14 protein-coding genes are annotated in these 15098 nt (G+C 29.5%); 7 read left to right on the top strand and 7 right to left on the bottom strand.

Annotated features, from left to right (window positions below; translation table 11 throughout):
- Position 1 precedes the first annotated feature (1 nt).
- Positions 2-2782 (bottom strand): AsmA-like C-terminal domain-containing protein, encoded by a 2781-nt coding sequence (locus tag CRV02_RS03960; RefSeq protein WP_164968958.1) that lies wholly within the window; start codon positions 2780-2782, stop codon positions 2-4.
- Between the two features lie 64 nt (positions 2783-2846).
- Between CRV02_RS03960 and mltG the strand changes: the two genes are divergently transcribed.
- From mltG to CRV02_RS03935, 5 genes are all read left to right on the top strand, one after another.
- Positions 2847-3947, top strand: coding sequence for an endolytic transglycosylase MltG (gene mltG, locus CRV02_RS03955; RefSeq protein WP_258238975.1), 1101 nt, complete (start codon positions 2847-2849; stop codon positions 3945-3947).
- 118 nt (positions 3948-4065) lie between these two features.
- On the top strand, positions 4066-6258 hold the full coding sequence (locus tag CRV02_RS03950; RefSeq protein ID WP_129089254.1) for an NADP-dependent isocitrate dehydrogenase: 2193 nt from the start codon (positions 4066-4068) through the stop codon (positions 6256-6258).
- A gap of 91 nt (positions 6259-6349) precedes the next feature.
- Positions 6350-7297, top strand: a complete 948-nt coding sequence (gene mdh, locus CRV02_RS03945; protein ID WP_129083392.1) for a malate dehydrogenase — start codon at positions 6350-6352, stop codon at positions 7295-7297.
- Between the two features lie 53 nt (positions 7298-7350).
- Positions 7351-7641 (top strand): heavy-metal-associated domain-containing protein, encoded by a 291-nt coding sequence (locus tag CRV02_RS03940; protein ID WP_129083391.1) that lies wholly within the window; start codon positions 7351-7353, stop codon positions 7639-7641.
- Between the two features lie 68 nt (positions 7642-7709).
- A complete protein-coding gene (locus CRV02_RS03935; RefSeq protein WP_129089253.1) occupies positions 7710-8090 on the top strand; it encodes an STAS/SEC14 domain-containing protein in 381 nt (126 codons plus the stop codon).
- Between the two features lie 32 nt (positions 8091-8122).
- On the opposite strand, the gene CRV02_RS03930 is transcribed toward CRV02_RS03935, so the two are convergent.
- The 4 genes from CRV02_RS03930 to CRV02_RS03915 all read right to left on the bottom strand — a co-directional run bounded on the left by CRV02_RS03930 (position 8123) and on the right by CRV02_RS03915 (position 10966).
- Entirely contained in the window at positions 8123-8701 is a 579-nt protein-coding gene (locus CRV02_RS03930; RefSeq protein ID WP_129089252.1) for a superoxide dismutase, read from the bottom strand.
- A gap of 126 nt (positions 8702-8827) precedes the next feature.
- Positions 8828-9421 carry a hypothetical protein gene (locus tag CRV02_RS03925; protein ID WP_129089251.1) on the bottom strand — a complete coding sequence of 198 codons (594 nt, stop codon included), beginning with the start codon at positions 9419-9421 and terminating at the stop codon, positions 8828-8830.
- A gap of 56 nt (positions 9422-9477) precedes the next feature.
- Entirely contained in the window at positions 9478-10644 is a 1167-nt protein-coding gene (locus tag CRV02_RS03920; RefSeq protein ID WP_129089250.1) for an FAD-dependent oxidoreductase, read from the bottom strand.
- A 4-nt stretch (positions 10645-10648) separates the two neighbouring features.
- A complete protein-coding gene (locus CRV02_RS03915) occupies positions 10649-10966 on the bottom strand; it encodes a hypothetical protein (protein ID WP_129089249.1) in 318 nt (105 codons plus the stop codon).
- Between the two features lie 289 nt (positions 10967-11255).
- Here CRV02_RS03915 and CRV02_RS03910 point away from each other — a divergent pair, with 289 nt between their 5' ends.
- The gene (locus tag CRV02_RS03910) at positions 11256-12140 is read left to right on the top strand and encodes a DnaJ C-terminal domain-containing protein (RefSeq protein WP_129083385.1); all 885 of its coding nucleotides are present in this window, start codon (positions 11256-11258) and stop codon (positions 12138-12140) included.
- Between the two features lie 16 nt (positions 12141-12156).
- Positions 12157-12537 carry a heat shock protein transcriptional repressor HspR gene (locus CRV02_RS03905; protein ID WP_129089248.1) on the top strand — a complete coding sequence of 127 codons (381 nt, stop codon included), beginning with the start codon at positions 12157-12159 and terminating at the stop codon, positions 12535-12537.
- Between the two features lie 8 nt (positions 12538-12545).
- Here CRV02_RS03905 and ftsZ read toward each other — a convergent pair whose 3' ends face one another.
- Together ftsZ and ftsA are read right to left on the bottom strand one after the other, a co-directional pair.
- Positions 12546-13688 carry a cell division protein FtsZ gene (gene ftsZ / locus CRV02_RS03900; protein WP_258238974.1) on the bottom strand — a complete coding sequence of 381 codons (1143 nt, stop codon included), beginning with the start codon at positions 13686-13688 and terminating at the stop codon, positions 12546-12548.
- Positions 13688-15097: a cell division protein FtsA gene (gene ftsA / locus CRV02_RS03895; protein ID WP_129089247.1), complete on the bottom strand. Its 1410-nt coding sequence runs from the start codon at positions 15095-15097 to the stop codon at positions 13688-13690. The genes ftsZ and ftsA overlap by 1 nt, the downstream gene beginning before the upstream one ends.
- Between the last annotated feature and the right edge of the window lies 1 nt (position 15098).

The raw sequence follows: 15098 nt of genomic DNA, 5'->3' as shown, positions 1-15098 counted from the left end.
TCTACTCACTTATTGAATCATATATTTTCTTTGGTGCTTCTATCAATCTTTTAAAGAAGTTTACAGGAGCATTCATCCCATCTTTTGCTAAGTTTGTTTTATATTCTGGGTTCTGTAAAGTTCCATATATCTCTACTTGTGTATCTACTCTTTTTTCATCCCCTAAGAATAAATAGTTAAATACAGGAATCTCCCCAACTATTCTAGAATAATCTTTTAAGAAAATCAGTTTTAATTTAGAGTCAATTTGAGAAGTTTCAAAATTGATACTTGCATCTCCATCAAAATCAATTCCATTTCCTTTTGTAAAGATTTTATACATATTTAAAATCTTTGAATCAAAATCATAAGAGAAATCTACTCTTCCATCTGTTACTCTATAACCATTTATGTTAAAACCACCATTTGTAGCCATTCCCACAACAGATGGAATCGCTAATAAAGGATTAATTAGTCCAGGTGAAGTATTTATAAAGATAAGTAAGTTATTTAATATTGCTAAGTCTTTAATTTTACTATTTTGTATAAAGGCTGTACCATTTACTATTTTATCTTTTCCATAGGCACTTATATTTACATTTCCACCACTTATTAAATCTTTACTTAATAAAGAGTTTAAAAACTCATCACTCATGTTTTTAGCTTCTAGCTTTAAATTACCATTAAAATCTTGATTATAAAGAAAACTTGTATCTTTATACTTTAACTCTACATTTGTTGAATGCTCTGCAAAAGTAAAGTCATAATCTTCAGCTTTTATAACATAGTCTTTATTTACTACTATATTAGAGTTTATACCTTTTATATAATAAGAAGTTTTGTCTTCATTGTCTACTTCATCAGTATTATAAACTAAGTTATAATCTTTTAAGTCAATATAAACCTTACTTTTATCTGTAAGATATTTAATATTTAAATTTTTATCTTTTGATTTTAACTCTAAGATACTATCTTTATAAAGACCGCTTAAAACTAAGTCTTTAACAACTTTGCCCTCTTTTTCAAAAGGCAAACTCAAATCAAGAGCTTTTGCATCAAATTTAACTTGGTTATTATCAAGGTTTATATTTGCCCACTCTACTTTGTAAGTGCTCTTTGTATCAACTTTAATTTTAGAGTTTTTCAACTCAATATTTAAAGAAGGAATTTTACCATTTAAAGAGTTTTCATCTTTATTTAATACAATATCTATTCCATCTAACTTTAAAAGTGCTAATTCATCTTTTTTAAGGATAATATCAATATCTGAATTATCTGTCTTAATTTCAGTAAAAGCATCTGTTATAATTCCAGTTGCTTCTAGTTCAGTTATTTTCTTTCCATTCTTTTCAAAAGGAAAATCTAACTCTTGTAGTTTTGTTTTAAAGGAAATATTATTCTCTTCTTTTATATTAACTTCTAGATTACCTACTTTTGTTCCTAACTCTTTTAAAAGGTCTGAATATGGATATAAAATACCTAAATCATTAACTGTTAACTTAAAAAGTTCATCTTCTATCAAAATATTTGAATTCAAGCTATCTAAAGAGATTTTTGTATTATCTTTAAAGTCTATTTTTAAAGGTATTTTTTGACCTGTTAAATTAATTAAACTTTTTTCATCAGCAAGTATGTTAAATGATGACACATCAACTTCACCCTTTGCAGTTAAGCTTTTTGTATCTATGTCTAAATCTAAAACACCTTCTATTAAATCTTTATGTTTTACTAGTGATTTTTTTACATATACATCATTATCTTTTAAAACAACATCTGCTTTTTTTGTATAAAATTCAAAATCATTTAATTTTAAAGTTGCATCATCTAAAATAAATCTTCCATCAATATCCATCTTTTTAGAGGCTAAATAAGGTATTCTAAGAACTAATGTAGAAGTTGCAGAACCTGAAAACTGTTTAAGTGGTAGTTTTATCTCATATGCTTTTAAAATCTCTAAAATATCATCATTTAACATTGAGTTAGTTTTTAAATCAACTACAACTAAACCTTTTTCTAAACTTGTAAGATTTGGAATATAAACCCTACTTCCATAAATTTCACTATTACCATATTTTGGTTTTTCTAAATCAAAAGAAAGGGTATCGTTTTCATATGTAACTTTTAATTTAGGAGTATCAACTGTTTTAGCATCTTTATGAAACCTAATTTTGGCATCACTAATAATAGCTTCACCTTTTATAGAGTTCAAAATTGCATTTTGCTTTTTTAAATCAACTTGTCCATATAAATAGTTTAAATCAATATCACCTTCGACATTATCATACATCCATGCTTCTGCAACTTCATCAAGTCTAAACATCTCTTTTAAAAAGCCTATTGATTTAATTGAATGAGTTGTATTTACATAAAAATCTAAAATATTTTCTGTTATATTTAGGTTTAATTCTCCATCAATATTGTCTTTATTGAAATAACCAAAGAAATTGATAACTCCTTTTGATGCATCAACTTTAGACTCACCAAATAGTGTTAGATTTAAATCTTTTACATATAAAGAGTATAATTGCATATGTAATTCATCATCTATAAATTTTAAATTTGCAGAGATGTTCATATCTTTATTATCAATATAGAACTCTTCTTTATCTATTAAAATAGTAAGTTCATTATTTTTTATCTTTAATCTTTCAATATCTATTTTTTCAAAATAGTCCAAAATCTTAGGTACTTGAAGAAACCTCTTCTTAAGGTCTTCACTACTTACTTCTTCATCACTTGAAACATAGTCAAAAACTAATTCTTCAAGTTCTAAAATAAGTTTTTTATCATATTTTAAATACAATTTCGAAATTGAAAAATTACCTAACGAAAAAGAATCAATTTTAATCCCAGTAAAAATGAGAGAAATGGAAAATAAAAAAAAGATTAATAGAGTTATTATAAGTAGTTTAATAACTTTTAGCATTATTGAGTTTATCCTTCTTGCAGCAATTGCAGTACTATTTTATATAAATATTCCAGTAAGTTCAACAAAGGTATTACATATTCCTAAAGGTAGTACAAACAGTATTATATCACATTTAAACAAAACAGGATATGAATTAAATAGTGTAGATAAATATATTATTAAATTTTTAGGTTATCCTCAAAGTGGTTGGATTGATCTTAAAACACAATACATGACTAAAGCAGATTTTTTATATAAATTAACAACTTCAAAAGCAGCATTAAAAAATATCACTTTAATTCCAGGTGAAACTTCATATGTATTTTTAAAAGATATTGCAAAAAAATTCAACCTTTCAGAAGAAAAACTAAATAAAATCTATAATGAGCATGCTTATAAAGCAGATGGAAATATCTTAGCAGAAACATACTCTTTACCATATGGAATGAAAGAAGACCACTTACTATTCTATCTTTTCTCAAATACAAATAAACAGTATGAAGAGTTTTCTAAAAAAATCTTTGGATATTATGATAAGAAAAAATGGTACTACTATATTGTTATGGCTTCTATTATTCAAAAAGAAGCTGCAAGTGTAGATGAAATGCCTTTAGTTTCAAGTGTTATTTATAATAGACTTAGACGAGGTATGGCTTTACAAATGGATGGAACTTTAAATTATGGAAAATATTCTCATGTTAAGGTAACAGCACAAAGAATTAGAGAGGATAACTCTTCATATAATACATATAAAAATAGAGGTCTTCCAGAACATCCTATTAGTGCTGTTAGCCTAAATGCTATTAAAGCTGCTATTTTCCCAGTAAAAAGCAACTACTTATACTTTGTAAGAGATAATACTACTGGTTTACACAAATTTACTAGCTCATATAAAGAGCATATTAAAAATATAAATGCAAACAGAGGTGTAGCAAAAACTTATACTAAAGAGAAAAAAGTTGAAAACAAATTTGATAAAGAAGCTAAAAAAATAATGAATACTGATGTAAGTAAACAAAAACCTTCTACAATCAAATCTCTTTGGGATAATGTTAAATAGTATGTGAAATTTTGAAACAAAGATTATTTCCTTAGGTTTTTAAGTAACAATTTCATTTATCATAAATTTATTTAGTGATATGATGTTTCTACTTTAAAATCAAAACTTAGGAATAGACATGTCAAAAATCATATACACAAAAGTTGATGAAGCACCTGCTTTAGCAACGTATTCATTTTTACCTATTATCAAAGCTTTCACAAAAAGCTCTGGTATTGAAATGGTAACAAAAGATATCTCACTTGCAGGAAGAATTATCGCAAACTTCCCAGAGAACTTAACTGAAGAACAAAGAATTGGTGATCACTTAAGCGAACTTGGTGAATTAACTCAAGACCCAAATGCTAATATTGTAAAATTACCAAATATCTCTGCATCTATTCCACAATTAAAAGCAGCGATCGCAGAGCTACAATCAAAAGGTTACAAAGTACCTAACTATGACGAATCTGAAGAGATTACTGCAAGATATGCAAAAATCTTAGGTTCTGCTGTTAACCCAGTACTTAGAGAAGGAAACTCAGATAGAAGAGCTCCAGGAGCTGTTAAGAACTATGCTAAAAATAACCCTCATAGAATGGGTGAATGGGTAAAAGATTCTAAAACTGACGTAGCACATATGGATGCTGATGACTTCTATGGTGCTGAAGTTTCTACTACTATGACTTCTGAAAATGATGTAAAAATCTCTTTTGTTGACGAAAATGGAAATGAAAAAGTATTAAAAGCTTCAACTCCATTAGAAGCTGGTGAAGTTATTGATGCTACAAGAATGAGTGCAAAAGCATTACAAGAGTTCTACCAAAAAGCAATTGATGAAGCTAAAGAAAGAGATGTATTATTATCTTTACACTTAAAAGCTACAATGATGAAAGTTTCTGACCCAATTATGTTTGGATATGCTGTTAAAGTATACTTCAAAGATTTAATTGCTAAACACGGTGAATTATTTGATTCATTAGGTGTTAACTTCAACAATGGTCTTGGTGATTTATACTCTAAGTTAGATGAAGTTGATGCAGACAAAAAAGCTGAAATTTTAGCTGATATTGATGCTGTATATGCAAAACAACCAAGACTTGCTATGGTTAACTCTGCAAAAGGAATTACAAACCTACACGTACCATCAGATGTAATTATTGATGCATCTATGCCTGCTATGATTAGAGGTGGTGGTAAAATGTGGAATACTGAAGATAAAGAAGAAGATACTTTAGCAATGATTCCAGATAGATGTTATGCAAAATCTTTCCAAGCAGTTATTGATGATTGTAAAGAAAATGGTGCATTAGATCCAACTACTATGGGAACTGTTCCAAATGTTGGTTTAATGGCTAAAAAAGCTGAAGAGTATGGTTCTCATGATAAAACTTTCCAAGCTGAAGGTAAAGGAACTATCAAAGTTACTGATAAAGATGGAAATGATGTATTTACATTTGACGTTGAAGAAGGTGATATCTTCAGAATGTGCCAAGCTAAAGATGCTCCAATTAGAGATTGGGTTAAATTAGCAGTAACTAGAGCAAGATTATCTGATACTCCTGCAATTTTCTGGTTAGATGAAAATAGAGCTCACGATGCTGAACTTATCAAAAAAGTAAATGAGTACTTAAAAGATCACGATACTTCTGGTTTAGACATTTCTATTATGGCTCCATTAGAAGCTACTAAAAAATCATTAGAGAGAATGAGAAAAGGTCTTGATACTATTTCTGTAACTGGAAATGTATTAAGAGATTATAACACTGACTTATTCCCAATCTTAGAGCTTGGAACATCTGCAAAAATGTTATCAATCGTTCCATTAATGCAAGGTGGTGGATTATTTGAAACTGGTGCTGGTGGTTCTGCTCCTAAGCACGTTCAACAATTCGTTGAAGAGTCTTACTTAAGATGGGATTCATTAGGTGAATTTATGGCATTAGCTGCTTCATTTGAGCACTTAGCAAATACTCAAGACAATTCAAAAGCAAAAGTATTAGCTGAAACATTAGATAAAGCTACTGGAAGCTTCCTAGAAAATGATAAATCACCTTCAAGAAAATTAGGTGGTATTGATAATAGAGGTTCTCACTTCTATCTTGCAATGTACTGGGCTCAAGAATTAGCTGCACAAAATGATGATGCAGATTTAAAAGCTGAGTTTGAACCAATTGCAAAAGCAATGACTGAAAATGAAGAAAAAATCGTTGCTGAATTAGTTGCAGGTCACGGTAAACCTTCTGATATTGGTGGTTATTACTTACCAAATGATGAAAAAGCATTTGCTGCAATGAGACCATCTGCTACATTAAACTCAATTATTGGTTAATAATTAAGTTCTAAAAATAAAAGGCGAAGCTTTGGCTTTGCCTTTTTTTATGCCCAAAAAGTTATAATTTCAAAAAATAAAAGGAAATATCTTGATTAACAAAAAAGTAAGTATTATTGGAGTTGGTAATGTAGGCTCAACTTTAGCATATGCTTTAGCAAATAAGGGTATTTGCTCTTCTATTGTCCTAAAAGATATACGTGAAAATATAGTTCAAGCTATGGCATTAGATATTTCTCAAAGTGCAAATGCTGCAAAATCTCATACCGTAGTTCAAGCAGCACGTGATGGAAAAGATTTAGAAAATAGTGATGTTATAGTTGTCACAGCTGGAATTCCACGAAAACCTGGAATGAGTAGAGATGATTTACTTCTTACAAATGCAAAAATTATGAAAAGTGTAATAGATGATATTAAAACTTATGCTTCAAAAGCAATTGTTATTATCGTATCAAACCCACTTGATGCTATGGTTTATACTGCACTTAAAACATCTGGTTTTCCTGCAAATCAAATTGTTGGAATGGCAGGTATTCTAGATAGTGCAAGAATGTCTCACTTTATCTTAGAAAAAATAGGCTTTGGAGCAGGACAAATTGAATCATCTGTAATGGGTGGACATGGAGATGACATGGTTCCACTTCCAAACTACTCAACTGTTGCAGGTGTACCTATTCCAGAACTACTTCCAAAAGAAGAGATTGAAGAGATAGTTGAAAAAACAAAAAATGGTGGTCTTCAAATAGTAAAACTACTTGAGACTGGTTCAGCATATTATGCACCTGCTCACGCAACTTCTTTAATGGTAGAAGCTATTTTAAACAACCAAAAGAAAATCTATCCTTGTTCAGTATATTTAAATGGAGAATATGGATATAAAGATGTAGTTGGTGGTGTTCCAGTAATGCTTGGAAGTAATGGAGTAGAAAAGATTTTTGAACTAAAATTAGATGATGAACAAAAAAAGCTTTTTGATAAGTCTATCTCTTCAGTTCAAGAATTAATAGATACTTTAGAAAATAAGTTTTTTAAAGATTAAAGATATTTTTCACACTTCTTAGATAAGATTACAAAAAATTAAAAGGTATAAATATGAAAAAAACATATGAAGTACACAATGTAAAATGTGGTGGTTGTGCTAACACTTTAATAAACTCTTTAAAAGAAACTTTTGGAGAAGTTGAAGTTAACCTAGATGTACAGCCAAGGCAAATTACTCTTGAGATAGAAGATAATAAAGAAGAAGAGTTAAAACTAAGCCTTAGAAAGCTAGGATATCCTCTTACAAGTGATGAACTATCAGGCTTTGATAAAGCAGCTACTACAGCTAAAAGTTTTGTTTCTTGTGCTGTAGGTAAATTTAACGTAGCAACTTCTAAATAAATCACTTTCTAATATTTTAAACAAATAATCTATACAATCATAATAGAACATCTTTAAAGGAGTCTATTATGAGCGTATCTAAACATGGGCTATCAATAGGTCTACAAAGAACAAATACTAAGCTATATCTTTATTTAAAAGCAATAGGTACCCTAACCCACCAAGACTATCAAACAATCACTCCTATGATTGAAAATGCACTAAAAGAGATAAATGAACCAAAAATAAAAGCACTAATAGATTGTAGTGAATTAAAAGGTTGGGAATTTCAAGCTGCTTGGGATGATTTAAAACTTGGATTAAAACATGGCAATGAGTTTGATAAAGTTGCTATTATTACAAATAAAACTTGGATAGAAGTTGGTGTAAAAGTATCATCTTGGTTTATTAGTGGTCAAATAAAGACCTTTGAAAAAGAAGATGATGCAATAGAATGGTTAAGTAAATAAAAGAGGAAATCCTCTTTTATTTTAAATTATATTTATTTAGCTAAGTTTTCTGCTACAAAGTTCCAGTTAACTAAAGCCCAGAAGTTTTCTAAGTATGCTGGTCTTGCATTTCTTACGTCGATATAGTATGCGTGCTCCCACACATCACATGTTAATAATGGAGTTAATCCAGAAGTTACAGGAGTAGCTGCATTTGAAGTAGAAACGATTTCTAACTTACCTTCTGCATTTTTAACAAGCCAAGTCCAACCTGAACCAAAGTTATTAACTGCTGCATTTGTAAACTCTTCTTTAAATCCATCTACAGAACCAAAAGTTTCTGTTAATGCTGCTTCTACATTTGCTGGAATCACAGAACCATTAGGAGTTAATCCATTCCAAAAGAAATCATGATTTAAAACTTGAGCAGCGTTATTAAATACACCACCTTCAGAACTCTTTACAATCTCTTCTAAAGAAAGATTTTCAAATTTAGTTCCTTCAATAAGACCATTTAATTTTGTAACATATGTTTGGTGGTGCTTACCATAATGGAACTCTAAAGTCTCTTTTGACATTTGTGGCTCTAAAGCATCTAGTTCATATGGTAATTTCATTAATTCGTGTTTCATTTATAATCCTTTTAAAATATTTTATCTGTACAAGTATAATACAAAATTAACTTAAAAAGAAATTAATAAAAATTATGTAGATTTTCTAATTAAGACAAAAATTGTCTTAATTAGATTAATGTGAGCTTATATATTATTTAGTGAGTTAAATAGTGGTTGTAGTGCTTTTTTCTTTTCTTCTTCAGACATAGAACCATCTAAAGCACCCTCTTTTACTTGACCTTCATAAAGTTTTGAAATTGCTCCCTCTTTTGAAACAACAAATGCAACAAACTTTGTTTTTGAATTATCAACTACATTTAAAGTATTTACCATATCACCTTCAAAGTCATAAATCATAGGAACATTTGAACCTTCATTTAATTCTTCAAGTTTACCAGGGATAAACATCTTTTTTACAAACCAAGGTGCAGCAGAAATATTTGCAACCATGATATATGGAGTTTTTAATTCAAAGTAGTTTGGTAACTCTTTTACTACTGATAAAGAATCATGATTACCAACAACAACTAAAGTCTTTTCACCTTTTTTAATAAGGTCTTCTTTTTTAACTTTATCTTCTTTTCCTACAATTTCAAAAACCGAAGGTAAAGAATCATACTTTACAATATTAACTACATTTTCATTTGCTACAATCTGTTTTGGTTTCTCTGCTGTAAAGAAAACAAGTAGAGCAAAACCAACTAAACCTAAAAAAATCACTTTTAATAAATTTGCCATTTTAGTCCTTCCTAAAAAAATTCACAAGATAATATCAATATAAAATTAATGATTTATTAAAATAATTTTTTAACCCATCTTTTAAATAATCTATGTGTAGAAATCTCCACATTCAAAAAATTATTTTTTTCTATTTTATCAACTAACTTTTTTGCTAAATAAGGTGATAAAACATATCCTCTTCCACCTACACCATTTAATACATATAAGTTATCAATTGTACTAATCATCTCATCTTTAATATGAGAACCATTTTTTAAATGAGGAAATTCTTCTAATGTTTTTTTAGAGTCAACAAGTTTTCCAACCATTGGAAAATAATCAACACTAGAAGCCCTTGGTCCAATCTTAACATCAACAACTTTTGGGTCATGTATAAGTTTTATATCATTTCCTTTTTCTAGTAGTTCTTCAGTATTACTCTTCACAAGCTCTTTTGTATAAGTATCATGCTCTATATCACTTAACTCTTTTTTCCTTAGACAACAGTTACAAACCCTTAAATCACAATCTATTCTATTGTGTGTAGCACCAATTGATGTTAAGTAAGTATTTTTATCTTCAAGTTTAGTTGAATGTGAAAGTGAACAAGCCTTATGGTAATTTTTAGATATACAAGTTGTAGATTCTATATCTATCTTTTGCCCCCATACTGCTCTTATATTAAAATATTTTTCTTCTATTAATGAAACATCTGCTCCTGTTGTAATAATTAAATTCTCTGCTTTTATTTCATCATTTATAAGCCAGAAATCATTCTCTTTTTTATAACTTTCAACTTCATACTTAAACTTTTTTTCTATATCTTTTGCTAGTATTTTACAGATATTATATGAGTTAACTTGTGAACCAATTTCAAAAAAATAGCCCTTCTCTTCTTGAGAAAATTCAAAATCCATATAGGGTTTATAACTTTGAAATTTTTCTTCATCTTCGTTATTTTTTGGTATCCTAACTACTCCACAATTAGTAATTTCTTTAGGTGTAATTTCTTTATAAAACTCTGTTGAAAACTTTAAAGCTTCAGTAACTAAGTCTTTAAATTTATTTGGTTTTCCTAATAAAGGAGAAAGAAATGCTCCAGCTGCTCCACTTGCTCCTTGTGCTAAATCACAATTTCTATCTATGAGTAAAATCGATTTACTATGTTTAGATAGAAAATAAGCAGTACTACATCCTGCAATTCCTGCTCCAATAATTACATATTTATAGGTTTTATTCATTTTATTAATTCATCTCTTCTAGTAATTGATAGTTTGGTCGCCAATAACCTCTTCCACCTCTTAGACTAACACATTTGTAATCAGGGAATTTATTTCTATAGTAGTTTAGTCTCTCTTTAGTTGTCTTTCCAGTATCACAGTAAAAGACAAATACACTACCTTTTGGATAATCATTCATCTCATAAGGGTTATAAGTTATTGTCTCAATCTTTTCTAAGGGTTTTAAAACTGTATCAATAAGTACAACTTTAATACCTTGTTTATCTAACTCTTTTGTATATTTAAACAGCTCTTGCTGTGTCCATTCATCTTTTTCAAACATAGGTGAATCATTACTAAAATATGATTAAAAACTCTTAAAACTCTATTTTTTATTTAGCACTTATGACTCAAGTTAAACTATTTTGTAAATAAACTTGATTGACTTTGACTCAAGTTTATGCTAAAATATATATTATAATTTATAGATTTTATGTTCTTCTTAAAGGGATATAAGAGCAAATCTTTTGCTCTCTTTAGAGTTTGCTTCTTTAAGTGGAGTTTACCTCCACTACTAAAAGAAGTTAAATATGAATGGTCCTTTTTAATTGGAACAATTAAAAGGTTAAAAAATGGCAAAAAGTTTATACGAAACATTAGAAGTTAGTGAAAATGCTAGCGCTGATGAAATTAAAAAAGCATATAGAAAATTAGCAAGAAAGTATCACCCTGATGTAAACAAAGACGCAGGAGCTGAAGATAAATTCAAAGAAATAAATGCAGCATATGAAGTTTTAAGTGACCAAGAAAAGAAACAACAATATGATCAGTTTGGTGATTCAATGTTTGGTGGTCAAAACTTCCATGACTTTGCAAGAGGTCAAGGGCAAGGTGTTGATTTAGATGAGATTTTAAGACAAATGTTTGGACAACAAGGAGGAGGATTTGGTTCTTCTGGTTTCTCACAAGGTGGTTTTGGAGGTTTTGGTGGATTCAACCAAGGTTTTGATGAACCAGACTTAGATACTCAAGCACAAATTACAGTTGCCTTTGATGTAGCTGTTTTAGGTGGAAAACAACATATATCTTTAAATGGTGACTCTTTTGATGTTAAAATTCCAGAAGGAATTAATGATGGTCAAAAGATACGTGCTAAAGGAAAAGGTAAATCATACCAAGGACAAAGAGGAGACTTAATCATCAAGATAAATGTAGCTTCTAGCCCAGAGTATGAAAGAGATGGTTCAACACTAACTAAAGTGTTTGATATACCACTTAAAACTGCCCTATTTGGTGGAAAAGTAGAGATAAAGACTATTCATAAAACTATTACTTTAAAAGTACCACAAAATACTAAACAAAATCAAAAGTTTAGAGTAAAAGAGCTTGGAGTATTAGATAGAAAAACATCAACAAAAGGAGATCTTCATTTAAAAGCAAATATTGTTTTACCAAAAGTTGAAGATTTAGATGAAGACTTCCAAGAAGTTTTAAAAGAAAAACTACCTGAAAACTAATATTAGGAGAAATATTATGGATACTAATGCATATAATGAACCAGTATACTTGATTTCGGCAGTTGCAGAGATATTAAATATTCATCCTCAAACACTAAGACAATATGAAAGAGAAGGTTTAATTAAGCCTTCTCGAACAAATGGAAAGATAAGACTATATTCTCAAAAAGACATAGACCATATTAAGTACGTGCTTACATTAACAAGAGAATTGGGAATTAACCTTGCAGGTGTTGATTTAATACTACAGTTAAATAAAAAAATAGAAAAGCTTGAGAGTGAAGTTACTTCTTATCAAGCAAAAATGAAAGATATAAATAAATTTGGAATTGTTCCAAACTCTAAAGCATTAGTTATTAAAAAAAGCTCTTATGATGTAGTTATTTTTGAAGAGTAGAAAAATTTCTACTCTCTATTTAAACTATATTGCATTCTATAGTTTCTCATTAAAGGTGGGATATCTAAATAGTTTTCATCATCTGGATTTAACTGTTTAGTTTTATTGTCACTTGATTCTTCTGTCTCTACTATTGGATCATCATTTTTAGACTCAAAACCTGTAGCTACAATTGTGATTTTAACTTCATCTGTTTCTAGTGTGTTATCAGATGTTGTACCAAAGATAATTTCTGCATTTGAATCAATTGTTTCATGAATTTTTGACATAACATCATTAATTGCAAATAATGATACTTGAGGGTGAATATTAAAGTGAATTAAAATACCTTTTGCTCCACCTAATGATACTTTATCAAGTAATGGAGACTCAATAGCATCTTCTAAAGCTCTTTGAGCAGCATCATCACCTTTAGCTTTACCAATACCCATTAAAGCCATACCTTTGTGCTGCATAATTGTTTTTACATCAGCAAAGTCAGTATTAATATCAGAGTTACCAGGAGTAAGAATTACTTCTGTCATACCATTTACTGCTTGATAAAGAATATTATCAATGATTTTAAAGGCATCTTTCATTCCTACATTTTCATCAATAATCTCAAGTAGTCTATCATTTGGAACAACAATAATCGAATCAGATACTTTTTTAATCTCTTCTAATCCAAGATTTGCAAGACCTGCTCTTTTCTTACCTTCCCAAGTAAAAGGTTTAGTTACAACAGAAACTGTTAATGCACCTATCTCTTTTGCAGCTTTAGCAATAATAGCAGCAGCACCTGTTCCAGTTCCACCACCAAGACCAGCAGCAATAAATACAATATCTGCTCCTTTTAAAGCAGTTTTGATATCTTCATAACTTTCAACAGCCGAGTCTCTTCCAATCTCAGGTTTCATACCTGCACCAAGACCTTTTGTTAGTTTTAATCCTAACTGAATCTTTTTAGGTGCTTTAGATATATGTAATACTTGCAAGTCAGTATTAGCTGCAATTAAATCAATCTTATGAGAACCTTCGTTTATCATGTGATTGATCATGTTACAACCACCGCCACCAACACCAATTACTGATATTTTGGCTACATTATCTGAAAGAGTTTTGTTTGGCATTTCCACTTTAATATCATCCACCTTAAATAAGTTATTATCCATTAGAACCACTCCGTGATCATATTCCAGATCTTACCTACACCTTTCTTTTTACTGTTTTCAGGCAACCTAGTAAGTGTAGTTGCACTATCTGGATTAGTTTTAGATGTGCTTGTATCTTGTTCTCTTCTAACTTTTGGCTGCTCTTTTTGAACAACTTTTTCTTTAGCAGTAGATAAAGCAATATCATCTTCCATCTTAGCTGTATTTTCGTTTGTTTTTCTTTTTTTGATTAAGTTTTTATTTGAATCTAACTCAAAACCTCTATTAGGTTCTAAAGAGTAAAGTAAAATACCAACAATAGTTGCCATCTTTGAGTCTTCAAAACTTAAATATCCATTCTCAATATTAACTGGATTTGAAATCTTTGTAGGAAAATTATCAAAAACTAATGTCGTTAACTCTTTAAGACCATTTAGTTTACTCATTCCACCAGTAAGAACAATTCCTGCACCAAGGCTTTCATGAATTCCACTTTTCTTTAAATCTTTTTTAACTAAAGATAGTGTCTCTTCAACTCTTGCATGAACAATTGTTTGAACATATTCTAAAGATACTTCAGAAGAGTTCTTTTCATCTCCAATTCTTGGAGTTCTAATCTTTTTGTTAGTTAATTCTTCACTAGTTTTTAATAAATCACCATACTCAGTCTTAATCTTTTCAGCTGCTAATGGTGGTGTATGTAACATTACAGAAAGGTCATTTGTAATATGATTTGAACCAACAGGAATAAACCCATTATAAATCATAGAATGACCTCTATAACATACAAATTCAGTAGTTGTAGAACCTATATTAATAACAGTTGCACCAAATTTCTTTTGCTGTTCATCTAAAACAGAAATAGCAGCAGCATAACCATCTAATATAAAGTTATTTACAGAAAGACCTGCAATTTTCATTGCAGATTTGATATTTGTTAGAGCTGTTTTCTTTGCAGTTAATACAAAAACAGATGCTTCAAGTCTTGAACCATTCATATTTAGTGGGTTTTCTACATCTGATGAGTCATCAATTTTATATGAGATAGGTATAACATGAACAACTTCATATTCAGGAATTATTGTTGCATTATAAAGTGCCATTTGAAGTACCTGATTAATCTCATTTTCAGTGATTAATCCATTTGGTACGTTTACACTTCCTGCACTTCTAATACCTTTAGTATAAGCCCCAGAAATAGATACAATTGTAGAGTCAAACTCTTCAGTTGTATTTTTTTTAGCAATCAATACAGCATCTTTTATGCTCTTTGAAGCAGCCTCAATGTTTGATATTACACCTTTATTTATCCCACTACTTTTTGATGAGCCAGTTCCCAATATATTTATTTTATAATCTAAGTTATTTCTAGCAATTACTGCTGTTATATTAGACGAACCAATGTCAATTGCTAAAAGAGTTTTATTCAAT

Origin of the sequence: Arcobacter sp. CECT 8989, assembly GCF_004116715.1 — a bacterium.
GTDB lineage: Bacteria > Campylobacterota > Campylobacteria > Campylobacterales > Arcobacteraceae > Halarcobacter.
The sequence above is the reverse complement of the archived record's forward strand: the minus strand, read 5'-3'. Positions and strand labels throughout refer to the sequence as shown.